The organism is Pelotomaculum sp. FP, from assembly GCF_004369245.1.
Classification (GTDB): Bacteria; Bacillota; Desulfotomaculia; order Desulfotomaculales; family Pelotomaculaceae; genus Pelotomaculum_C; species Pelotomaculum_C schinkii.
On sequence record NZ_QFGB01000005.1, the window covers coordinates 89,613 to 113,045 of the forward strand.

At 52.4% G+C, this 23,433-nt stretch carries 19 protein-coding genes and 1 rRNA gene; 18 read left to right on the top strand and 2 right to left on the bottom strand.

All coding sequences use genetic code 11. The features are described 5' to 3' along the window. Positions 1–3 precede the first annotated feature (3 nt). The 3 genes from nadA (at position 4) to Psfp_RS03670 (ending at position 3,970) form a co-directional block, all read left to right on the top strand. Positions 4–927 carry a quinolinate synthase NadA gene (nadA, locus tag Psfp_RS03660; RefSeq protein ID WP_134217195.1) on the top strand — a complete coding sequence of 308 codons (924 nt, stop codon included), beginning with the start codon at positions 4–6 and terminating at the stop codon, positions 925–927. 14 nt (positions 928–941) lie between these two features. Then, positions 942–2,525, top strand: a complete 1,584-nt coding sequence (gene nadB, locus Psfp_RS03665; protein WP_134217196.1) for an L-aspartate oxidase — start codon at positions 942–944, stop codon at positions 2,523–2,525. 275 nt (positions 2,526–2,800) lie between these two features. Continuing rightward, positions 2,801–3,970, top strand: a complete 1,170-nt coding sequence (locus Psfp_RS03670; protein ID WP_134217197.1) for a class I SAM-dependent RNA methyltransferase — start codon at positions 2,801–2,803, stop codon at positions 3,968–3,970. 200 nt (positions 3,971–4,170) lie between these two features. On the opposite strand, the gene Psfp_RS03675 is transcribed toward Psfp_RS03670, so the two are convergent. Beyond that, positions 4,171–4,392, bottom strand: a complete 222-nt coding sequence (locus Psfp_RS03675) for a DUF2007 domain-containing protein (protein ID WP_205079458.1) — start codon at positions 4,390–4,392, stop codon at positions 4,171–4,173. A gap of 477 nt (positions 4,393–4,869) precedes the next feature. On the opposite strand from Psfp_RS03675, the gene Psfp_RS03680 reads away from it, so the two are divergent. Beyond that, on the top strand, positions 4,870–7,419 hold the full coding sequence (locus tag Psfp_RS03680) for an S-layer homology domain-containing protein (protein WP_134217198.1): 2,550 nt from the start codon (positions 4,870–4,872) through the stop codon (positions 7,417–7,419). 151 nt (positions 7,420–7,570) lie between these two features. Then, entirely contained in the window at positions 7,571–9,118 is a 1,548-nt protein-coding gene (locus Psfp_RS03685; RefSeq protein ID WP_134217199.1) for an S-layer homology domain-containing protein, read from the top strand. A gap of 95 nt (positions 9,119–9,213) precedes the next feature. Here the strand turns inward: Psfp_RS03685 and Psfp_RS03690 are convergent, their stop codons facing one another. Continuing rightward, a complete protein-coding gene (locus Psfp_RS03690; protein WP_134217200.1) occupies positions 9,214–9,924 on the bottom strand; it encodes a hypothetical protein in 711 nt (236 codons plus the stop codon). Positions 9,925–10,243: 319 nt separating this feature from the next. Between Psfp_RS03690 and Psfp_RS03695 the strand changes: the two genes are divergently transcribed. From Psfp_RS03695 to Psfp_RS03755, 13 genes are all read left to right on the top strand, one after another. Next, a complete protein-coding gene (locus Psfp_RS03695; RefSeq protein ID WP_134217201.1) occupies positions 10,244–11,305 on the top strand; it encodes a hypothetical protein in 1,062 nt (353 codons plus the stop codon). A 14-nt stretch (positions 11,306–11,319) separates the two neighbouring features. Further along, positions 11,320–12,177 carry a carboxylating nicotinate-nucleotide diphosphorylase gene (gene nadC / locus Psfp_RS03700; RefSeq protein WP_134217202.1) on the top strand — a complete coding sequence of 286 codons (858 nt, stop codon included), beginning with the start codon at positions 11,320–11,322 and terminating at the stop codon, positions 12,175–12,177. 387 nt (positions 12,178–12,564) lie between these two features. Then, positions 12,565–13,542 carry a biotin--[acetyl-CoA-carboxylase] ligase gene (locus Psfp_RS03705; RefSeq protein ID WP_243120458.1) on the top strand — a complete coding sequence of 326 codons (978 nt, stop codon included), beginning with the start codon at positions 12,565–12,567 and terminating at the stop codon, positions 13,540–13,542. A gap of 275 nt (positions 13,543–13,817) precedes the next feature. After that, a complete protein-coding gene (locus Psfp_RS03710) occupies positions 13,818–14,393 on the top strand; it encodes a biotin transporter BioY (RefSeq protein WP_134217204.1) in 576 nt (191 codons plus the stop codon). Positions 14,394–14,618: 225 nt separating this feature from the next. After that, positions 14,619–15,776, top strand: coding sequence for a cysteine desulfurase NifS (gene nifS, locus Psfp_RS03715; RefSeq protein ID WP_134217205.1), 1,158 nt, complete (start codon positions 14,619–14,621; stop codon positions 15,774–15,776). 211 nt (positions 15,777–15,987) lie between these two features. Next, positions 15,988–16,443 (top strand): Rrf2 family transcriptional regulator, encoded by a 456-nt coding sequence (locus tag Psfp_RS03720; protein WP_134217206.1) that lies wholly within the window; start codon positions 15,988–15,990, stop codon positions 16,441–16,443. Between the two features lie 80 nt (positions 16,444–16,523). Next, positions 16,524–17,297, top strand: a complete 774-nt coding sequence (locus Psfp_RS03725) for a type III pantothenate kinase (protein WP_134217207.1) — start codon at positions 16,524–16,526, stop codon at positions 17,295–17,297. Further along, the gene (gene dusB / locus Psfp_RS03730; protein WP_134217208.1) at positions 17,294–18,262 is read left to right on the top strand and encodes a tRNA dihydrouridine synthase DusB; all 969 of its coding nucleotides are present in this window, start codon (positions 17,294–17,296) and stop codon (positions 18,260–18,262) included. The genes Psfp_RS03725 and dusB overlap by 4 nt, the downstream gene beginning before the upstream one ends. A gap of 258 nt (positions 18,263–18,520) precedes the next feature. Then, positions 18,521–19,045, top strand: coding sequence for a helix-turn-helix transcriptional regulator (locus tag Psfp_RS03735; protein ID WP_134217209.1), 525 nt, complete (start codon positions 18,521–18,523; stop codon positions 19,043–19,045). Positions 19,046–19,057: 12 nt separating this feature from the next. After that, complete coding sequence (locus Psfp_RS03740; RefSeq protein ID WP_134217210.1) at positions 19,058–20,134, top strand: shikimate dehydrogenase; 1,077 nt, start codon at positions 19,058–19,060, stop codon at positions 20,132–20,134. A gap of 351 nt (positions 20,135–20,485) precedes the next feature. Then, complete coding sequence (greA, locus tag Psfp_RS03745; protein ID WP_134217211.1) at positions 20,486–20,962, top strand: transcription elongation factor GreA; 477 nt, start codon at positions 20,486–20,488, stop codon at positions 20,960–20,962. Positions 20,963–20,982: 20 nt separating this feature from the next. Then, positions 20,983–22,500, top strand: a complete 1,518-nt coding sequence (gene lysS, locus Psfp_RS03750) for a lysine--tRNA ligase (protein ID WP_134217212.1) — start codon at positions 20,983–20,985, stop codon at positions 22,498–22,500. A gap of 538 nt (positions 22,501–23,038) precedes the next feature. Continuing rightward, a 16S ribosomal RNA gene (locus tag Psfp_RS03755) occupies positions 23,039–23,433 on the top strand; the annotation flags it as partial.

Consider the following 23,433-nt stretch of genomic DNA (forward strand, 5'->3'; position numbering starts at 1 on the left):
TAAATGCCGGGGCAAGCCACTGTGCAGGAGCTTTCCAATGAAATCCGGCGTCTCAAGAAAGAACGTGACGCGGTGATTCTGGCGCATGTATACCAGAGACCTGAGGTCCAGGAGGTGGCAGATTTTGTGGGAGATTCCCTGGGACTCTCCCAGCAGGCTGCCGCAACCGACGCGAAGGTCATTATTTTTTGTGGTGTCCACTTCATGGCTGAAAGCGCGTCGATCCTCTCCCCGGATAAAATCGTGGTGCTGCCCGAGGAGCATGCCGGCTGCCCCATGGCTGATATGGTCGACGCAGTTCAGTTGGAACGAAAAAAGCGGGAAATGCCCGGCGCCGTTGTTGTTTGTTACGTGAACACCTCGGCTGAGGTTAAGGCTGAGAGCGATATCGCCTGCACTTCGGCTAACGCGGTTAAGGTTGTGGCGTCCCTGCCGCCGGATCAGCCGGTCCTTTTTGTGCCGGACAAAAATCTTGGAAGGTTCATAGCTTCAAAAACCGGACGGGAAATGACTGTCTGGGAGGGTTGCTGCAACGTCCACGACCGCCTTACCGTCGAGGATATCCAAAAGGCAAAGGCAGAGCACCCGCAGGCGCTGGCGCTGGTCCACCCGGAATGCAGGCCTGAGGTTGTCGCCCTGGCGGACAAGGTTGCCAGCACCACAGGAATGATTAACTTCGCCAGGGAGAACAGCGCCCGGGAGTTTATTGTCGGGACAGAATCAGGTATTCTGCACCAGCTGCACAAAGGATCCCCTGACAAAAAGTTTTACATGGCTTCCACGAAGATGGTCTGTCCCAACATGAAGAAGACAACCCTGGAAAGTGTCCACCGTGCCCTGGTGACCCTTCAGCCCAGGGTTAGCGTTCCGGAAGATATACGCGAGAAGGCGGCGCTATGCCTTGAGCGAATGCTGTCGGTGGTATAAGAGGGGGATATATCGTGCCCGAAAAATACATAATGAATTTTGACACTCGGGAACTGCCTCAAGTGGACGATGAGTACCTTATCTTGGGAAGCGGTATCGCCGGGTTGTATACTGCCCTGGCGGCCTCTGCCGCCGGAGGCTCGGTGACCGTAATTACCAAGCTGGACATGATGGATACCGGCACCGAAAAGGCCCAGGGCGGGATAGCTGCCGCCCTGGGGGATTCGGATTCACCGGCCCTGCACCGGGAGGATACTCTGGTGGCGGGAGCGGGACTTTGTGATACGGAGGCGGTGGCCGCTCTGGTGAGCGAAGGCCCCGACCGGGTCCGTGAACTGATCGAAATGGGCGCGCATTTTGACAGCGACAGCCACGGCCTCTGTCTCACCCGCGAAGGGGCGCACAGCAAACGGCGCATTCTGCATGCCAGCGGGGACGCTACCGGGGCTGAGATCCAGCGGGTGTTGACCCTGCAGGTCCGGGCAAATGATAAGATCAGGGTGCTGGAGAACCACTATGTGGCGGACCTCCTGGTTAACGAAAATACCTGCTACGGTGTTCTCGCCTTAGACCGGACCAGCGGGACCTTCAAGGTCTTTCGGGCCCGGGTGGTAATCCTGGCCACCGGCGGATTGGGCCGCCTTTACGAACACAACACTAACCCCGAGGTTGCCACCGGGGACGGTATCGGAATAGCCTTCCGGGCCGGCGCCGAAGTAATGGACATGGAGTTCATCCAGTTTCACCCGACAGTTTTATACCTACCGGGCGCTCCCCGTTTCTTGATTTCCGAGGCGGTACGCGGTGAGGGCGCATATCTTAGGAATTCTCAGGGGCATCGCTTTATGCCCGACTATCATGATCTGGCCGAGCTCGCTCCGCGTGATGTTGTGGTCCGGGCTATTTTAAAGGAAATGGCTGCAACCGGCTTAAACCAGGTTTATTTGGATGTCACTCACCTGGATCCGGAGGTAATTAGAGCGCGTTTCCCGAACATCACCAGGACCTGTGCCCAGTACAACCTTGATATTACCGTGGATCGCATTCCGATTTCCCCGGCGGCCCACTATATGATGGGTGGGGTAAAGACGAACCTGGTGGGTGAAACCAGTATCAGGGGGCTGTACGCCTGCGGTGAGTGCTCCTGCCCCGGCGTGCACGGGGCCAACCGGCTGGCCAGTAATTCCTTGCTGGACGGGTTGGTATTCGGGGGCCGCATAGTGAATGAAACCAGAAAGTTCCTGAAAGACTACCGGCCCAGGCGGCTGGAGTTTGGCTGCGACTGGCTGCTTAAACAGGACAAGATCGATTACGCAGCGCTGCGCCGGGAGCTGCAGGTGCTGATGGGCCAAAAGGTGGGGCCGGTGCGCAGCAACCGCGGCCTCATGGAAGCGTTAGAGTTCTTTGACTACTGGAGCCGCCTGCAGCGTCACAGTGAGGAAACCGCGGAGGGGATGGAAGTGAAAAACATGCTCCAGGTCGGCGAACTGGTGGCGGAAGCCGCCCTGGCACGCCGGGAGAGCCGCGGTGGGCACTACCGGGTTGATTATCCGGAGTGCAATCAGCGCTGGCAGAAGCATATTATTTTCAGAAGGTAGCCGGTGGCGCCAACAAGGTGTAATTTACTTGCAGATGGGATGAATATGAACAGGTTTTATTCATAACCAGTCTACCGCCGCCTTTGCAGCGCCGCTAGTTCGGTCCGAAGCGAGCCGTGGTGATGCCGGCGCGGAGCACTGGAGTGAGCGTTGATAACACCATGCCTCCACCGCCGGGTTCACTGAATAGTTACTTCCAGGTGATACACTTTCATGATACGTGGCGCCGCGATAGCGGCATGGTTGTAAAGAATATTGCTAACCGGAGAAGTTGAATGAGCAAGATAGAGTTAATCGCTACGGCGACTTTCGGGCTGGAGGCGGTGGTGGCCAGGGAAGTAAGAGATCTTGGCTACCAGGACGTCAAAGTGGAAAACGCCCGGGTAACCTTTACCGGGGATGAAGCGGCTATCTGCAAGACCAACCTCTGGCTCAGGGCAGCAGACCGGGTACTGGTTAAGCTGGGTGAATTCCAGGCCCGGAGTTTCGAAGCGCTCTTCCAACAGACCAGAGCGCTGCCGTGGGCGGACTGGCTGCCGGAAAACGCCGCCTTTCCGATTGAGGGGAAATCAATCAAATCACAGCTGCACAGCGTCCCGGACTGTCAGGCCATTGTCAAGAAGGCGGTAGTGGAAAAGCTGAAGCAGAGGTACCGGCGGGAGTGGTTTCCCGAGAACGGCCCCAGGTACACCATTGAGGCAGCCCTGCTGAAAGACGTCGTTACCTTGACTCTTGACACCAGCGGGGCCGGGCTGCACAAACGGGGTTACCGGACGCTCGGCAGCCAGGCTCCCCTCAAGGAAACCCTGGCGGCGGCAATGGTTCTCTTGAGTTACTGGGAACCGGGGAGGACCCTGATCGACCCTTTCTGTGGTTCCGGCACCATACCGATCGAAGCGGCGCTGATCGGCCTGAACGCCGCGCCGGGGCTGGGGAGGCGGTTTGCTGCTGAAAAATGGCCTGTTGTACCAGCCGCCCTTTGGAATAAAGCCAGAGAGGAGGCCCGTGACCTGGCGGCTCCAGATCGCTCCTTACACATACTTGGCTCTGATATCGACAGCAAAGTACTGGGTTTGGCCCGCTTTCACGCCCGGCAGGCGGGCCTGGAGGGCAAGGTCTTCTTTCAAAAACTGGCGGCCGCCGAACTACGTTCCAGCAAGCCTTACGGGTGTGTGATCTGCAATCCCCCCTACGGCGAACGCATGGGGGACAAGGGCGAGATTGAGGGACTCTATCGCGACCTGGGTAACTCCTTCAAAAAGATGGATACCTGGTCTTGCTATGTGCTTACAGCCCACCCCGGCTTTGAACGGTTTTTTGGCAAAAGGGCCGATAAAAAGCGAAAACTGTACAACGGGCGGATTGAATGTCACTACTACCAGTACTACGGACCCCGTCCGCCCAGGTCAAGAAACCCTGAAGAACCGGCGCCGGCTCAGCAGTAGACAGCAGCGCCGGGGCGCAGCACAACACTTATCCTGAAAATCACTGTACAGTGTTCAACCTACACATTAGCCACACAAGTCCGGCGCGAGCGCCGTGTGCGATTGAAATGGCGCCTACATCGGCTGGTGTTTTCATAATACGTGGCGCCGCCGGAGGTGTGGGCAACTACCTGAAAATACATACAGAACGCTTGTGGTTTTTATTGTTGTCTGGTTTTAAGCAATTCCCTCGCCCGTTCCAGATCCGGTTCCCTCACCATCAGCCTCACACCCCCGACCACAATGGGGGTAAAGGCGGCCGCTTGCTCGTCGAACAGAAAAACTTCCAACCCTTCACTCTCAAGCAGCCCTTTCAGTATATGTGCCTCCGCAAGGTCAAAGAGTGCGGCAACCTGTACCAGTTTGTCTATCGCGTCAGCCACTTTGACCACCCTCCAATCGGTTTAGGATTACTATAATATCCCTTGAATGTTAAAATCCCTTGCCGGCGCCTTTCCCGTCCACTGCCGGGGAGGGACTTGTTTTTTAAAAGGATAATTATGCGCTTGCAAAATACATTACGAAAATTAAAGTTAGGGAAGGGAAATTATCTCTTAATGTTGAATTACTAAATGATTCACATAGATAAATATTTTTGAAATTCAGGGATGCAGCTCTGTGAGCCTAAAGCATTTAGCTACGGCAGCTTGATTACCGTAGTTTTTCAATATTTTACCATATAGTTGTATCAATTTAAAGTGTGGATATGAAAGGGGGGAGGCCATCTGAGCCAAAGTGACCATGACAACCACTCCCAACAGTACGACAATTACAACGTGGTGGTTGTATAGCATCAGGATTTGTTACTTATAGAAGATTGTGGGCTGATAGCTATAAATTTTTCAAAGGAGGTTTGTAAATTGAGAAAAGTTCAGCTCAAGTTCTTATCGTTTGTTTTGGCGAGTATCTTTTTTCTGAGCACGGTGATAACATGCAATGTCCCTGTCGCAAACGCTGCAATTGGCGAAGACGATTTGGGAGACATTGCTGCGCTTATCGCTAAATTTCAGAAATTGAGTACGCAGCAGGTGCAAGATGCGCTGGATATCGGTAAGAGGATCATCATCGACAGCAGCACGATACCGGATATACTTAATAGCGAACAGAAACAACTGCTCAGAAACCTGGGTCTGACGAACGCACAGATTGTATCCGCCTACACCAGCGTGATGACGCAACTAAATACTCCGGAAAAAATCAAAGAACTGCAAACCGGTGGAATACCCAAGCTGGTGAGTTTTTGCAATACAGTTGAAGCTAGTTTTAGTCAAGAATTAAAGAGCGCTCTTGTGGCTAAAGGACTTACAGTCTTTGATGTCGTTAAGACCGCATTGGATGTTGCGGAATTGTCGTTTAACCCGTTCGGCGACATTCCCAAAGCAGAGCTCGAGGCAATTTTCACCGAAGATACGGGAATATCTGCTGAAACTGCGGCCAGATACGGGTTGAATTGGGCTAATGTTGAAGCGCTAAGGGATAGCCTGACCCTTCAAGAGAAGGAGCAGCTGATAGATATCCTTGTTACCATCGGAAATGTAAGCGATAACGCCGACTTGAGCGAGCTTACAGTAAGCAGCGGCAAATTAGATCCGGCCTTTGCCCCGGCCGTCACCGCGTATACGGTTGTTGTGGACAGCAGTGTCGATAGGATTAACGTGACCCCAACGGCGGCTGACGCCGCTGCCGTGATTAAGGTCAACGGTACCGTTGTAGCGAGCGGGACTGCCTCAGGGGATGTTTCGCTGAGCGAGGGTTCCAGTACTGTGATCACTGTTGCGGTAACCGCGCAAAGTGAAACTGAAAAAGGTTACACCCTGACAGTAATCAGACCCAAAGGTTTACCCGCACCGGCAACCGGCGGAACAATAACCTTGGAGGATGCCACTACACCTGTATCCATTACTGTTCCCGCAGGAGTCACCGGTGCGAAAATACAGGCGGCCAGTGTTGATCCGGCCACCAATGAAGCTATCTTCCCCTTTGTGCAGGCGCAGGTCATATCAAATATGCAGGGCGCTGTACAAGGCACTATAGCCATGCAGATCCCGCAAGGTACGGTTTTAAAAGGACCTGCCGGCTGGGACGGCAGTATCACCTTGCCTACAGTTAAGCTCAACAGCAGCGAAAGCATCAGCAACGGTACTGTCAATGCGGTGGTGGAAATAGGCCTGCCCGACGGCATATTGACTTTTGATCAGGCGGTAAGGCTCCTTATCCCGGGGCAAGCCGGAAAATCGGTAGCTTATAAACGGGGCAATAATGCTCCCGTACCCATCACCAGAATAATCAGCGCCGACTCACAGGCGGCAGCCAATGCAGAACTGGGCGACGAAGAAGACGGCAAGCTGGACGTCGGAGCCGACCTGGTGATCTGGACCAAGCACTTCACCACATTTATAGTGTACAAACCCACCAGTTCCGGAGGAGGCGGCGGTGGCGTTGGCGGTGGCGGTGGCGGCGGCACTCTCCCCGGCGTTAGTATCGTTCCCTCTAAAGGAGGCACGGTGGAACTGGCCGACGCGGTGAAACTGGAAATTCCTGCCGGCGCCCTGAAGGGCACAGCAACTGTAAAAGTCTTATTGGAAAGAGTAGTCACAACACCACCGGCGGTTCCCTCCGGATTCAGGCTGCTTGGTGATGTATACGCGTTGAGCATAGACGGAAAGTCGAACTACACGTTCAATGAGCCGGGCGTTACACTCACCTTCACATTCGATCCGGCCGCTCTGGACCCGGGCGAAAAACCGATAGCGGCATACTACGATGAAACAGCAGGCAGTTGGGTCGACTTGGGCGGCGACGTTTCCGACAATACCATCTCGGTAACCATAGACCACTTCACCAAGTTCGCGGTGCTGGCTATGCAGGAGGAAGAAGAAGAAGAACCGCCTGTCGTATCCCTGAACGATATTGCCGGCCACTGGGCGGAGGATAACATCAAACAGTTGGTGGCCAGGGACGCCATTACCGGCTATCCCGACGGCAGCTTTAAGCCGGACAATAATATTACCAGGGCTGAGTTTGCAACCGTGCTGGTAAAAGCGTTCGGCCTGGCTCCGCAGAGCGGCAAAGTCTTTACCGATACCGGCAGCCATTGGGCGAAGGACTTCATTGCAACGGCAGCTTCTTACGGGATCATCAAAGGTTATAATGATGTCGCCTTTGGCCCGGACGATTTAATTACCCGTGAGCAGATGGCGGTCATGATCGCCAGAGCGGCGCAACTTGCCGCTGTATCCGACGGAACACCTTTTGGTGACGCCGCAAGCATTTCCGACTGGGCGAAGGATGCGGTCGCCGCGGCAGTGGAAGCAGGCATCATCCAGGGATATCCGGATAACACCTTTAAACCTCAGGCCAATGCCACCAGGGCGGAGGCGGTCACGGTAATCGTCAACGCGCTAAAATAGATGAAACATATTAACATTAGCAAATAGCTTCTTTTTGAGGAAGAAAACCGCACGCCATTAAGGCGGTCGCGGTTTTTTTCCCGGCTTTTGCACGCGGCCCGATAATAGATACCACCAGCATTGCGAATATAAATTAGGAGGTACTGTAATAATGGGCAAAAAGGCTGCAAGTGTGGCAATAGTTACATTATTATTGCTTTTTACCGCCGGCGGTTACGCCTTTGCGGCCGGGTTTTCCGACCTGCAGGGCCACTGGGCCGCAGGGCAAATAAACAAATGGGTTGAGCAGGGCCTGGTCGCAGGCTATGAAGACGGGACATTCAAGCCCGACCGGCAGATTACCCGGGCGGAATTTGTGGCGCTGGTCAACCGCTCTTTCGCCGTGGAGCCGGCGGCCTCCGGCCTGCGGTTTGCGGATGTTCAGCCTGGAACCTGGTATTACGGTGAAGTGGCCGCCGCAGCCGCCGCAGGGTATATCTCCGGTTATCCCGACGGCAGCTTTGGACCCGGGCTCAGCATCACCCGCCAGGAGGCGGCCGCTATTTTAGTGAGATTATTAAAACTTGCGCCGGCTGCCGGGGAACTTGATCAAATCAAGGACGCCGGCCTGATTGCACAGTGGGCCCACGGCAGCGTAGGCGCGGTTGTCCGGGACGGGTTGATGGTTGGTATGCCGGATCACACTTTCCAGCCGCAAAAAAATATCAGCAGGGCTGAAGCGGTTGTCTCCCTGGAGCGGGCGCTGGAATTTACTCCACCGGTTCAAGAAACCGGTATTGAAGGCCAGGCGGTTTATAAAAATGCGGCCGTGCAAAATGCGGTCGTAAGAGTTTATGCTGCCGGCGGTTATGAAGTATTGGAAATAGCAAAAACTGATACCGGCGGTACTTTTAAATTGGATCTGGAACCGGGCTCCTACGATTTGACTGCAGTTACCGATCAGGAAGTCGCCTACCGGAGTGATGTGCAGGTGTATGAAGATCAAGTTACCGTCGTTAATCTTGAACTGCAGGCCGCTGCCGTGCTGACCGGCGAGTTGAAGGATAAGGACGGTAACCCCGTGAAAAACGCTACTCTGACTTTTACCACCAACCCCACCTTCATTACAAGTACAAATGTTAACGGCCAATACTCGGTAGCGCTGGTACCCGACCGGAACTACCTGGTACGCTTTGTTTCGGGCGAGGAAGGTAGTGAAACGGTCAAAATCGAGGATAATTTATCAGTGGGCCATGCCGGGCCGCATAACGTACCTTTAGCCACCGAAACCAGCGCTGAGCAGCCTGCCGCCGGTGGCGGGGGCGGCGCCGGCGGCGGTGGCGCAGATGAAGCTCCGGTAGTCGAATCGGTAACTTTTGTGGTGGACGGCAGCCCGGTTACCGTAACCGGCGCCAACAACAGCTTCAACATTAACCTGACCGGCGGCAGTTATACCGATGCTTCCAAATTCACCGAAATAACTGTTAACGCTTCCAGTGACGCTGATAAAGCCCGCCTCAGTTTGCTGGGAGTTACCAAAACAATAACTTTCAACCAGGGGGTTGCCTCCGTCTCAGTTGACGAACTGGTTGGAGAACAGGATATTAGCCTTGGCGGGTTAAAAACGATATTGAGCTTGCTTGGAACAAGCCAAATATCAATCACTGTCACCGGCAAAACAGGCCTTACTTCAGAGGTGAATGTTACCATAGACGTTTAATAGACGCTATTGCCGCGATGTTTATCAGCAGGGGATGAAAAATCAAGAAGGCCCTCTTGAGATTCGCTCAAGGGGGCCTTCTTGATTTTTCCCTATTAATTGGCGTTATGCTTGCCTGCGCTTGCCAATACTGCCTTGAATTGTTTCCAGAGTCCATCGTTTAAAGCGATATGCTCCTGGAGTAAGTCGAAGGCCAGGGTCAGGGGGGTTGGGTTGTCATACCTGCCCTTCAGTGTTTTCAGTATATCCGGAGAAGCCAACTTCAGCAGTTTTTCACAATCAAGGCTGCGGCAAAGGAGTAGAAACCGGGGTATGTTCTCTTCGTTGCAGATAGTTTTGGCCAGCCTGATCCGGTTGTCCGCCTCTGCCGGGTCAAAAAGCCCGGGGGGAGTCTCTTGCACGACCCGGGCGTATTGCTGCGCCTGCCGGCGAAACTGCTCGGCCAGCTCTCCCAATTCTCTGGCGGACACGGCCTTTTCCAGACGGATCGCCTTTTGAGCCAGGCGGGCGCGGTTCCTCCCCAGGCTGTGCCGCTCCCGGTAGGTGTAACAAAGGCCGATAATAAAACTTTGCCATATGCGCCTGGAGCCGTTTAGAGCTCTTAACATCTTTTTTGTTCGTCTTTGGTCAATTTCCCCGGTGCTGCAGCCGGTATGTTTCTTCAGGTAGGATATCGTCCCATAAGGATAAATATACGGCCAAAGCGGCTCCAGACAGCGCAATAGGAGCGCTTGATCAGGTTTCTGGTCCCGCAGCCTTTCACTCATAATCCCGGCCAGCATCAATAACTCCCTTAATTTAATCACAGATACGAGCTTCCTTTCAGTTAAACTGTTCTTATTCTGCCGCCGCCAAACAGCAATGGAATGCTAATTCTTTAGATGCAGGTTGATATCCTTTAGGCCTCCGGCGAAAATAATTATTAACGCAAGCGCAGTTAAGTTGATACTATTTATTGCCTGGTAAGTCTGGTAAAATTGTATAGAATCCCCCGCTAAAATAAAAGCCTTTATTGGGAATATTACCAAACAGTATATGATCGATATCTTTAATGGGTAAAATAACCAAAGAGAGACATGCTGGTACGACTGTGGGGACAACTTTGCACTAGAGCAGGTGATTGTCGTGAAGCTAAGGATTCTAAAGGTCCTGGGAATGCTGATTTTCTGCGGTACGGCCTTGTTGCTTATGCCCGGATGTGACCTCTGGGATTCGGATACGGAATCGGTACGCTCCTTGGTGATTAAACCTGAAGATTTCAGTATCTTCATTTTTGAGTCTTCGGAGGAGATTTACCGGGCCAACGTCAAGGACCCCGCCATGTGGGCAGGCCTGAAGGAACAGGCGAACCGCGACTCCGATTACGCGTCGCACTACAACTGGCTTTATAGCACTTACAAAAGCATGGATGAACGCCGCCGTGCCCAACTCAAAGAAATCATGGATGATTACCATCCCCAGCCCATGGCCGACAGGCTGATCCAGAAGGGCAAGCAGGGAGCGGACCTGGAAGAGATCCTTAAATTTATCAAAGAGGACCGCTATTTCAGCAAAAACAGGAATACCCTGGTCGATTTTTATAGCTGGTACGGCGCCAACTATGCCTTGCCTCACTACGAGCAGGTCAAGCCGCTGCTTCAGCGGAAAGCCCAGAAGACGAACAGCCTGGTGGAAAAGGATTTTGACGTTATCGCCTTTATGGAAAAGGAAACCGGCATTAAGCTCAAGAAAAAGCCTGAAAACATCGAGCTGCTTATGAATATGCGGATTTACGGCGGCGCCGGTTTTTATCGTGATAAAGACTCACTTACCACCATCCAGTGGAACAGCCCGCCCGAGAAAACCTGGTCGGTGCCGTTTCACGAGTTCTCAACTCCCTACTTCCGGACCTTTACCGGGAATATGACCTTCAAATACTTGAATGCAAAACTGAAAAAAGATGAGAAGCTGATGACGAGATTCAAGGAGGATGTCCCTTATACCTGGGATGGTTGGATTGAAGAGAACCTCACGGAGGGTTTTGCCCGGTACCTCAGTGTTCGCAAGGGGATTACCAGGGATGTGGGGGAAGGTGTTTATATTTTCGACCATGAATACGCGCAAGCCCTGGTCGCCGGTTTTGACCCCCAGAAAACATCTCTGGAGGACTTTACGGTTAAATTCTTAAAACAAAGATACCAGATTTAAGGAGAGACGTAAAATTGGAACTTAACCTGTTTGATCTGGAGGAACTGATTGATCGCAGCCTGCGTGAAGACATTGGCGCCGGCGACCTGACCACCAACAGCATCGTTGCCCCGGATGCCGCGACTTACGGTTACATTATGGCTAAAGAAGGCGGGGTGGTCGCCGGACTGCCGATTGCGGAGCTGGTCTTCCGCCGTTTCGATCCGGCTTTTGAGTTTAAGGCTCTGGCGCGCGACGGCGATAAGGTGAGACCGGGCAGTATACTTGCTGAAATTGCCGGGCAGGCCAGGGCGATACTCACCGGTGAGCGTCTGGCTCTGAATTTTCTGCGGCACATGTCAGGTATAGCGACCAGGACGGCCGGCCTGGTTAGCCTTGTGGAGGGAACCTCCGCCCGTATTGTAGATACCAGAAAGACAACTCCTGGCTTGCGGGCCATTGAGAAGTATGCTGTAAGGGCCGGAGGCGGTTATAACCACCGTGTTGGTCTTTACGACGGCGTCCTGATTAAAGACAATCACCTTAAAGTGGCGGGAGGTATCGGGCCTGCTGTAAAAGCCGCCAGGTTGGGCAGTCCCCATACTGTCAAGATTGAGGTTGAGGTAGAGGACCTGGCCGGTGTCCGCGAAGCCCTGACAGCAGGAGCGGATATCATTTTGCTTGACAATATGGGGCCGGAGAAAATGAAGGAGGCCGTCAAAATCATTGCCGGACGGGCTCTGGTCGAGGCCTCCGGCGGGATCAGCGAGGAAAATGTCAGGGCCGCGGCAGCTGCCGGCGTTGACCTGATTTCAGTGGGGGCGCTGACCCATTCGGTAAAAGCCCTGGACATCAGCCTGGACCTGCACGAGGTAAAAGCTGTTGACAGTTAGATATCCACGCCGCTGACGTGGCGCCGGTAGCGGGTAAAAACTTGGGGACGCGGGCGCCATTAATCGCACACGGCGTGCCAGCGTCGAACTTGGGCATCTATAGTAACTTTTCTACGAATGAATTCGCACCTGCATTTTCGGGGTAGAATGGTTAAACGGCAAAGGTAAACCAATATACTCCCTGCGGTTGACGTTTGGATGTATGTAGGTTAAACTACATACATGAGAATTAATGTACACAGGTAATACATCCAGTGCAGGAGCGAACTCATTCGCACATTGCCCTCAGGAATGCGGCATAAGCTACGCCCTACGACAGCTTATATTTTAGCTAAAACATACCCTCGTCTCACGACCCACGTCCCACGACTATATGGAGGTGTACCATTGAAAGAGGCTGTCTTGCGTTTACTGAAAAAAAATTGCGGCGCGTATGTCTCAGGTGAAGAAATATGCAAAAGCCTGCAGGTTACGCGTACGGCTATTTGGAAGCACATCCAGGCCTTGCGGGAAGACGGTTATGAGATTGAGGCACGGCCGCGAGTCGGCTACCAGTTGACCGGTACGCCTGACCGGCTCAATCCGGAGGAAATCAAGGAAGGACTCTCAACCAGGATTATGGGCCAAAACAAAATATTTTACTACTCCACCATTTCCTCCACCAACAAGATTGCCCAGGAAGAAGGTCAAAGAGGCTGTGCGGAAGGAACGTTGGTGGTAGCCGAGGAACAGACCGGCGGCAGGGGCAGGTTGGGCAGGGTCTGGTCTTCGCCCAGGTACAAGGGGATTTTTTTATCGCTGGTTCTGAGGCCTCTGGTCAACCCTGCTCAGGTTGCCCAGGTAACCATGGTGGCCTCTGTCGCGCTGGCTATGGCGATCAGGACGGAAACCGGGGTTGTGGCGGGCATCAAATGGCCCAATGACCTGCTGGCGCACGGCAAAAAAGTGTGCGGGATCTCAGCTGATTTAAACGCGGAGATGGACCGTGTCAACTACCTGGTCCTGGGGGCGGGCATCAACGCCAACCAGCAGCTGGAGGATTTCCCGGTTGAGCTTAGAGATACTGCTACCTCGCTGAAAATTGAGACCGGGCGCCCGGTAGATCGCGCTAAGTTGACACGCGCCTGCCTGGAATCCTTTGAACACTGGTATACTCTATGGTTGGACGAGGGTTTTGGGCCGGTATTGTCATCCTGGAAGGAGATGTCGGTTTCGCTGAACTGTCCTGTGCGCATCCATACTTTAAACAAATCATGGGAAGGCTGGGCGGAGGATATCGACGTGGATGGAGCCCTGCTCCTGCGCCTCCCCAACGGAGAAATTCAAAGGCTGGTGTCAGGGGAGGTGTCGCTAAGGATAACATAAAAAAATTTTTATACATTTGGTAAACCAATGAATAATAATAGGTTAACGATTTTCTGAAATGTTATTCCTGAAATGTTATTCAAAGCACAGCCCCTTGATTTAACATGCTAAGATCAGATGTCCCGGGCCGCAGGGTGTAATATAGCATATTTCCTCAAATAACAGAAGCCCCCAAAGGAATGCAGCACATACCAACGTCTCACGTCTCACGTCCCACTTACGCCCTACGACGCTTTGAACCTTTATCAACCAATTAATTTAGGAGTTGAGTGCCGATGTCCAAGTTTTCCGCGCGTGACATTACCATGACTGCCGTATTTGCCGCTCTGGCCGTGGTGGCGGCCATGCTGGTGCGCTACGCCGGTTCAGTAGTCCCCTTCAGCCTTATGCCTTTGATGGCTATGCTGGCCGGCGGGCTATTGGGTCCCAAGCTGGGAGCGCTGAGTATGGTTGTATATATCCTGTTGGGTTTAATCGGGGCGCCTGTTTTTGCCACCCCCCCCTTTGGCGGGCCGGCCTATGTACTGCAGCCCACCTTCGGCTTCCTGCCGGGATTTGCCGGGTGTGCCTACGTTATCGGGATACTGCTCAGAAACAAGGAGGAGAGTGGTTTTTTACGCTACTTCCTCTCCATGACCGCAGGCATAGTTGTGTATTACCTGGTCGGTTTGCCCTATCTCTACGCAATTTTAACGTTTTATATGGGCAAAACGGTTTCCGTGGCCCAGGTCTTAACCATGGGCTTTACCCCATTTATAGCCCTGGATTTGGTTAAGGCGGCCATGGCCGCGATCCTGGCCAGGGCCGTTTCCCGCAGGTTAAAAGCTTACGGCATGGCCGGGAATAACTGATAAGAGCCGAAAAATACCCGGATGGCCTGTCCGGATAGCGCACATAGAGCGCTTCCCCAAAAAAAGCGGGCGGGCTTAAAATCGCACCCGCTTTTTTTATGGCCTTGGTTGACAATACCCTAGTAATGTGATACGGTTTCAGGTGATTGAAATATAAAAAATCTGATATTATTGGGCTAATTCTGCCTTAAAGACTTCAGTCTTAGTATCGGAGGGGGTCATCCATTGCCCAGGATCTATCTTGACCACAGCGGTACCACACCTGTTGACCGGCGTGTCGCCGATGAGATATACCGCTTCTTAACTGGTGACAACTTCGGCAATCCATCCAGCCACCATTTTTTCGGCTACGCCGCCAAAAAAGCGGTTGAAGAGGCCAGGGAAAAGGTAGCGCATGCCCTCGGCGCCGACCGTGAGGAAATTGTCTTTACCAGCGGGGGGACCGAAGCCGACAACCTGGCCATACACGGGGCAGCTGCTACCAACTTCAAAAAAGGCAACCATATTATTACCAGCGCCGTTGAACATCACGCCGTGCTCAACACCGTCAAGGCGCTGGGCAAGCAGGGCTTTGAGACTACGATTCTGCCCGTTGACCGCTACGGTATGGTCAGTGTGGAAGCAGTAAGGGACGCCATTACCGACAAGACCACCCTGATTACTATCATGCACGCCAACAACGAAGTAGGCTCCATTATGCCTGCGGCTGAAATCGGTAAAATTGCCAGGGAGCGGGGTATTATCTTTCACATTGACGCCGTGCAGAGCTTCGGTAAAATACCGGTCGATGTCAACGACCTGAACTGCGACCTGCTGACAATATCCGCTCACAAGATATACGGGCCCAAGGGTATTGGAGCGCTGTATATCCGCAAGGGGACCCTCTGGAAGCAAACGCTCCTGCACGGCGGAGCGCAGGAGCGGCTGCGGCGGGCCGGCACCGAAAACATCCCCGGCATCATCGGCCTGGGCAAGGCGGTTGAACTGGCTGTAGCGGACCAGGCAATAGAGAGCAACCGTCTAAAAGCACTACGGGACAGGTTGATCAGCGGTGTAACCGGTAGTGTTGAGGAAGTTCAACTTACCGGACACCCTGTGCTGCGACTGCCCACCCATGCCAGCTTTTGTTTTGAACATATTGAGGCCGAGTCCATGCTGCACAACCTGGACCTGAAAGGGATCGCCGCCTCCAGCGGGTCGGCGTGCACTTCGGGTTCCCTGGAGCCGTCACATGTGCTGCTGGCCATGGGTATTCCGCCTCATCTGGCATATGGTTCCCTGCGTTTGACACTGGGACGGGATAATGCGGAGGAGGACGTTGAATATTTTCTGGCGACCATTGGCCCGATCATAGAAGAGTTGCGTTCCGCTTCACCTTTTTAGGCATTACTTGCATGAAGCGGCGCCGGCGGGAGCAATAGCTGTCGCAGGCCGTTGTAAGGCCTCACGACAAGCTATATATTAAATATATTTTACGCCTTACGACCTACGCCTTACGACCTTTACCTGCAAATTACTACTAAATCCGAACAAAGATGAAACATGTTAATAGATATAATCAGCAAGGTCGGGAATGATGACGGAGGGGTGCGACATGAGATTTTCAACCCGGGCCCGTTACGGCCTGAGGGCCATGGTGGAACTTGCCCGGCATTACGAGAGGGGAGAGCCGGTTCCGCTCATTAAGGTGGCCGAAAATCAGGGTATATCGGAAGGATACCTGGAGCAGTTGATGACTTCCCTGAGGAAAGGTGGACTGGTGCGCAGCGTCCGCGGCGCTCAGGGCGGTTACCTGCTGAGTCAAGAACCTGACAAGATAACGGCTTGGGACATCATCCGGCTCGTAGAGGGGCCGCTGGACCTAACCGAATGCGTTAACGAGGATGAGCAGGTATTATGCGACTGGTCGAATACCTGCGTAACACGTGTTTTGTGGCAAAGGGTGCGGGATGCTTTGAGAGACGTGCTTACTCAGATCAACCTGGCTGATTTGTGCAATGATGCGGAGCGCATACGCCGTTCTAAAGAGGCGGATATGTATTATATTTGATATTTGCGCCTGGAGCTTCTTGCGCCGCAGCCGGGCTCTCTGCTAAAATTGGTTAAGATGTACCGGGGAGGGGGACAGGTATGGTCCTGGTTTTTGATGTGGGTAATACCAATATTGTTTTGGGTGTCTATAAGGATCGTGAACTCGTAGCAAACTGGCGGCTGTCCACTAACCGCCATCGCACCTCGGACGAGTACGGGGTTATGCTCAAAGAGCTGTTTGACATCGCAGGGCTGGAAATGAAATCGATTCACGCCATGGTTATTTCCACCGTGGTGCCTCCTCTGACCTATACCCTGGAAAAAATGTGCCGGAAATTTTTCAACATAAGCCCCCTGGTGGTAGGGCCGGGCATTAAGACCGGCCTTCCGGTGAAATACGAAAACCCCAGGGAAGTGGGCGCCGACCGCATTGTCAATGCCGTGGCCGGGATTGAAAAATACGGATGCCCTTTGATTATCGTCGACTTTGGGACGGCCACGACCTTCTGCGCTATTAACGCCAGGGGGGAATACCTGGGTGGAGCTATAGCGCCAGGTATCGGCATTTCAACGGAAGCCCTCTTTGCGAGAGCCGCCAAACTACCCCGGGTAGAAATAGCAAAGCCGTCCGCTTTAATTGGCAGAAACACCGTCAGCAGCATGCAGGCCGGCATATATTACGGTTTTGTCGGCCAGGTCGACGAGATTACCAGACGGATGAAAAAGGAACTTGGTGAAAATACTATGGTTATTGCTACCGGGGGTTTGGCTCCACTCATTGCCGAGTCCAGCGCAACCATTGAAAAAGTAGATTCTTTCCTGACCCTGACCGGCTTGATCTTAATTTATGAGAGGAATTTGACAACGCGGTGAAAATCGGTTCCGTTCAACTGGAGAACCCGGTTATATCGGCGCCAATGGCAGGTATTACCGACAAAGCTTATCGCATCTTAGCTAAAGAGGCTGGTTGCGGCCTGGTCTGCACCGAAATGGTGAGTGACCAGGCGCTTTTGTATGGAAACGTTAAAACCGGCGCCATCCTTAATATTGCCGGGGAGTCCAGGCCGGTAAGCATTCAGATATTCGGCTCCGACCCCGCCTATATGGCCGGCTCCGCGGAAATCGTTGAGAGTTGCGGGGCCTCTTTGATAGATATCAACATGGGCTGCCCGACACCCAAAATCGTCCGGAACGGAGAAGGCTCCGCCCTGATGAAGGACGTAGAAAAGGCTGCGAAAATTGTCAAGTCGGTGGTAGATAAAGTGCAAGTTCCTGTTACTGTTAAAATGCGCAAGGGCTGGGACGAAAAATCGGTTAACGCGGTGGAACTGGCGCGGGCGGTGGTTGACGCGGGGGCCGCGGCAGTAACCGTACACGGGCGGACCCGTTCCCAGTTCTACAGCGGAAAGGCTGACTGGGGAGCAATTGCCGCGGTTAAAAAGGCAGTCAAGGTCCCGGTTATCGGCAACGGGGACATTTGGTCCCCGATAGATGCCCTGGCCATGATGGAAGAGACAGGGTGCGACGCGGTTATGATCGGCCGGGCCGCCCTCGGCAATCCCTGGATGTTCTCGCGCACTGTGCACTTTTTAAAATACGGTGAGCTGCTGCCCGAGCCAAAACCTGAAGAGAAGGTCGCCATGGCGCAGAGGCACTTGGACCTTCTCGTTCAGTTCAAGGGGGAGAGGGTGGCAGTCTGGGAGATGCGCAAGCACGCTGCCTGGTATACACGAGGAATGCGCGGTTCAGCCAGGTTGAGAGATTTGATAAATAAGGCCGGGTCCCGGGAGGAAATCAGCAGTATTCTTGTCTTATTCGAGGAAAATGTCGATAATTAATGAATTATTTTCAAAAAAAAAAGATAAAATTTTTGTCAGCCCTTGCGAGAGGGCTTATTTTTCTGTTAAAATCTAGTATGTACACAATTTTGTGCACATGAATCCACCCCGGATGGTATATTATTAAGGTGTTTCTTTGAAGGTTCGAATTCATTACATATGGCACTAAAGGAATGCAGTAATCTTTGACCCTGAAGAAATGCAGTATATACCCACGTCCCACGTCCCACGACTCACGACCAAATCAGGTGATAAGCTTTGGATTTAATCCGCTTGGGAGAGAAAATACTCAGCCGGCGCAAGATTGACCAGGCTGTGAATGAAATCCTCATAATGAGGGCAAAGGGTCTATCACAGACTGAGGTGGCAACCCGCCTGGGGGTGGACCGGACCCTTGTATCCCGCCTTGAGAGTCTGGGCGAAATCAGGAAGGGCCGCAGCCTGGCCGTGGTTGGCTTTCCAATTTTAAACAAGGAGGAAGTCCGTGAGGCGCTGGAAGGGGAAGGTGTAGATCTTATCTTTCTCATGTCCGAAAAGGAGCGCTGGGAGTATCTAAGAGATAAGAGCGGGTTAACCCTTTTTGACTCAATCATGGAAACGATAGCTATGCTGCATTCCTTTGACCAGGTTGTGATGATCGGCTCCAACAAAAGGATCAAGATCATCGAAGCGGTCCTGGACAAGGAAGTGGTGGGCTTTGAGATTGGCGAGTCGCCCATCCAGGAAGATAAGTATGTTGAAACAGAAAACATAATTGAACTGGTTCGGGCAATTAAAGGATAGGAGGGGACCCACCTGCAGAACTTCGCTTTTATGATTCACCCTATGCACGCGGGAGATGTCAGCAGAAAATTTAAATTTGCCAGGTTTGTTCCCGACCGGGTTATTGAACGGGCATTTGCCATGCTCCCGTCGATGAATGTAGCCCATATCACAGGTGTACGCTCTTCTTTGGCTGAAACGGAAGGCTGGTTCATCGCCTGTCCCCTCACAGCAGACCTGATGATGAGACTTCCCCAGGCATATGTGTTAAAAAAGATTATCCAGGGGGGGCACGTAGCGGAAAAACTGGGCGCCAAGATCCTGGGTTTGGGCGCTTTCACCAAGGTGGTGGGAGACGCCGGCGTGACAGTGGCCAAAGAGCTGAAGATACCGGTTACTACCGGGAACAGCTACACCGTAGCTACGGCCATTGAGTCCACCAGGTCGGCGGCTCAAGCCATGGGCCATGATTTAAAAAGCTCTAACGTGGTAATTCTGGGGGCCACCGGCGCTATCGGCCGGATTTGCGCCCTGATCCTGGCCAGGGATGCCAAAAGCATGACCCTGGTGGCCAGGAATGAGCGCAAGCTGGAGGAACTGGCCGGTAAAATCCTTTACGACACGGGCCTGGCTGTGAAGGTGACCTCGGATACCAGCAAAGCTCTTCGCTCCGCCGATGTTATCATTACGGTAACCAGCTCTATTGACACGGTAATCGAGCCGGAGGACCTCAAGCCCGGAGCGGTGGTCTGCGACGTGGCCAGACCCCGTGATGTCTCGGCGCGGGTGGCCGAACTCAGGGATGATGTCCTGGTCATAGAGGGCGGTGTAGTTGAGATTCCCGGAGATGTGGAGTTCAACCTCAACTTTGGTTTTCCACCCCGCACGGCCTACGCCTGTATGGCCGAGACCATGATTTTGTCTCTTGAAAAGCGTTATGAGAGCTATACCCTGGGCCGTGAACTTACGATCGAGCAGGTTGAAGAAATTGATGTCTTAGCCAGGAAACACGGGTTTAAACTGGGCGGCTTTCGCAGCTTTGGCCGGGCCATGACCAACCAGGAAATAGAACAAATTAAACAGCGTGCCGGGCAAAATAAATTCATATAGAGCGAGATGGCCTTGACAAAGCAGGTCTGTCTTTTTATAATGTTTAGGAAAAGGCTCCGGGGGGGGTCCCAATATAAACTGTTTTTTCTAGCAATGGTTTTTCATTGTTTTTATTTTTATATCGATGCCGGAATAGGTTGGACAAAATTAACACAGAACCCGGACACACTTGGGCCACGGGGATTGGGGTAGTGGGTATTTGTTCCGGTACATAGCAAGCACTGCAGGATATTTTCTTTTGCAGTGCTTTGAGTGTAGTATAGGCCTTTTTGTATGGTATCGCATAAATAAAGGGTTTAAACATATATTTGTTTTATCATGCCTTAATACATGAATAAGGAGATAATGTTTATGAAGGAAAAGGAAGTTATCCTCACGGTGGAAGGTCTTAAAAAACTGGAGGATGAACTGGAACAGCTCAAATCAGTAAAGAGGAGAGAGGTTGCCGAGAGAATTAAACAGGCCATTGGCTTCGGGGACATCAGCGAGAATTCAGAGTACGAGGACGCCAAAAATGAGCAGGCGTTCATCGAAGGCAGCATACTGACCCTGGAAAAAATGCTGCGCAACGCGAAAATTATTGATGATGAAAACCTGGATACCAGAGTGGTATCGATCGGATCCACAGTGCTTTTAAAAGACCTTGAGAGTGGGGACGAATTTACCTATACCATCGTCGGTTCAGTTGAGGCCAATCCCGGCGCCAATAAAATATCAAACGAGTCTCCGGTTGGCAAGGCCATCCTGGGGCAACCCAAAGACCATATCGTAGAGGTTAGCGTACCGGCAGGTCAGTTGAAATACCAAATTGTGGACATTTTGCGTTAGGAACCGGGGGATTTTAATATATGTCGGAACAAAAAAAGGATATGTGTGAGGCGCTTGAGAAACCGGAAGAGGATTTGAATGAATTAATGCAGGTACGCCGTGAGAAACTTGCCGAGATCCGCGCCAAAGGCATAGAACCTTATGGTGGCCGTTTCCTACGCACGCACCAGGCAGGCGAAATCCTCGACCATTTTGCTGAGTTTGAAGACCAGAGTGTAGTTTTGGCAGGGCGTATTATGTCCCGGCGGGGTATGGGCAAGGCCACGTTTGCCCACATCCAGGACGGCTCCAGAAAAATACAGGTATATCTGCGATTAAATGATATCGGGCCGGAAGCTTACGAGCTTTTCGGCAAGTTGGACATTGGCGATATTATCGGAGTGAGCGGCAAGGTCTTCAAGACGCGTATGGGCGAGATTACTATAGCAGTGGAGCAATTTACGCTATTGTCCAAGTCATTAAGGCCGTTGCCGGAGAAATGGCACGGCTTAAAGGATGTCGACCTGCGCTACCGGCAGCGTTACGTTGACCTGATTGTAAATCCAAACGTAAAAGAAGTTTTCGAAGCCAGGAGTAAAATCATCCGGGCTATACGCGTTTTTATGGATCGCAAGGGTTTCCTGGAAGTTGAGACCCCGATGATGCAGACGATCGCCGGGGGCGCGGAGGCGCGTCCTTTTATAACCCACCACAACGCGCTGGACATCAACCTGTACTTGCGGATCGCTCCCGAATTATACTTAAAGCGCCTGCTGGTGGGGGGCTTTGAAAAAGTCTACGAAATAAACCGCAACTTCCGCAACGAGGGGATTTCGACCAAGCATAATCCCGAGTTTACCATGCTCGAACTCTACCAGGCCTATGCCGATTACCACGTCATGATGGACCTTGCCGAAGAGCTGGTCTCAACTGTTGCCGCAGAGGTTATGGGAACAACAAAGGTTGAGTACGAGGGCACGGTCATCGACCTGTCTCCGGGGTGGACAAGGATTCCCATGCTTGAAGCAGTTAAGCTGCACTCCGGGCTGGATTTCCATATGATTAAGGATGACGCGGAGGCGCGCAGCGCGGCGAAACAGGCCCGGTTGGGAATAGAACTGGACGGGACGGACACCTGGGGTTCGGTACTGAACAAGGTCTTCGATGAGGTCGTTGAGCCCAAACTGATCCAGCCCACCTTTATTATGGACTATCCTGTCGAGATATCTCCACTGGCCAAACGCAAGGCAGAAAACCCGGATTTGACCGATCGCTTTGAGCTGTTTATCTATGGCCGCGAGATGGCCAACGCTTTTTCCGAGCTAAATGACCCCATTGACCAAAAAGGCAGGTTTTTAAAGCAGGTTGAGAAGCGCAAAGCGGGTGATGATGAGGCGCATATGATGGATGAAGACTACATAAATGCTCTGGAATATGGGATGCCCCCGGCAGGCGGCATGGGCATAGGGATCGACAGGTTGGTGATGCTGTTGACCAATTCATCCTCCATACGCGACGTTTTGCTGTTCCCACTGATGAAACCACGCGAGCAAGCATAGTTGAAAATTTTTGTATCATTCCCGGACGTACCTGCTTCCGGGAATGTTTTATATGCGGCGACAATTTAAGCTCAATCAACTTGACAAAAGACACATAAACATGATAATATTAGAATCCGGGACAGCAAATATACGTCGGTTTTACGACGCAAGGCGCGAATCCGGCCAGAAAATACCAGTTGACACAGGGCCGGCAGAAATGATAGGATAACGTTTGCGTCGCGCCAAAGGGCGACACGGTCTTTGAAAACTAAACAGTGGATGGATGGAAAATAGGGCGTAAGGCGTAAGGCGTAGGGCGTAAGAAAAGAACGAAAGCTTACGGTCGACAACTTACGGCAAACGACCAACACATGACTCTCGTCAAAGCGAAAGCAAAACGAGCAGTATTCCAAACAGACGTAAGGCGAAGAAGTAAGGCGGAGGAAGAAAGGAAACTCAAAGGTTCCAAAAAGACCCAAGAGGAATACCGGGAGCCTACGACTTACGACCTACGGCTTGCGACTAAATTAACGAGCGAGATCAAATTATTCAGATATAAATGGAGAGTTTGATCCTGGCTCAGGACGAACGCTGGCGGCGTGCTTAACACATGCAAGTCGTGCGGTGAGAGGTGAGAGTTGAGAGGTTAGAAGTGAGAATAAGAAGCAATTCGGCAAGCCGAATTGCAACGATAAAAATCTCACATCCAACTTCTCACATCTCACTTCTCATAGCGGCGGACGGGTGAGTAACGCGTGGATAACCTGCCTTAATGACCGGGATAACGCCGGGAAACTGGCGCTAATACCGGATACGCTCACCCAGAACACATGTTTGGGTGAGGAAAGGAGCAATCCGCATTAAGATGGGTCCGCGTCCCATTAGCTAGTTGGAGGTGTAAGAGACCCCCAAGGCGACGATGGGTAGCCGGCCTGAGAGGGTGGACGGCCA